The organism is Oleiphilus sp. HI0086 (assembly GCF_001635225.1).
Window position 1 is genome coordinate 1 of sequence record NZ_LWFZ01000202.1, and the last position, 606, is coordinate 606.

1 protein-coding gene is annotated in these 606 nt (G+C 42.1%); it reads left to right on the forward strand.

The window, feature by feature from the left end:
- Positions 1-228: 228 nt before the first annotated feature.
- On the forward strand, positions 229-606 hold a 378-nt coding region (gene folE / locus A3756_RS02765; RefSeq protein WP_068552882.1), incomplete at its 3' end, for a GTP cyclohydrolase I FolE.

The following is a 606-nucleotide window of genomic DNA, read 5'->3' on the forward strand; positions in this document are numbered from 1 at the left end:
AAACAAGTGCCTGCAAGCTGAAAAAGCAAAGGCTGGCACCAATACATTTATGTACCAAGTTCTTAAAGCGGAAGCAGATAATATTCGATTCGCAATTGATCGGTACTAATTGTCTCTTACTTTCTGCTAAACGCTATCTGCAAATTAGGTTGACCAAGTGGGAAAAGGCTTTCCCCAGCTATTCCAAGCATGTAAAATCCGGCATTTCCCACATCTTCGGTATTTCTTATGCTTGACGCCTTATCACAAAATTATAAAGCCATTATTGAAAGTCTTGGTGAAGACAGCTCTCGCGAAGGCTTATTAGATACACCGACTCGTGCAGCCAAGGCTATGCAATTTCTCACTCAGGGATATCAACAAAGCCTTGATGATATAGTAAATAACGCGGTGTTCGAGTCTGACAATGACCAAATGGTTATTGTAAAAGACATAGAGCTATACTCTCTTTGCGAACACCACCTACTGCCTTTTATTGGCAAGTGCCATATCGCTTATTTGCCAAACGGCAAGGTTTTGGGTCTGTCTAAATTTGCTCGTATTGTCGACATGTATGCGCGACGCTTCCAGATTCAGGAAAACCTCACTCGTCAAGTGGCTGAAACA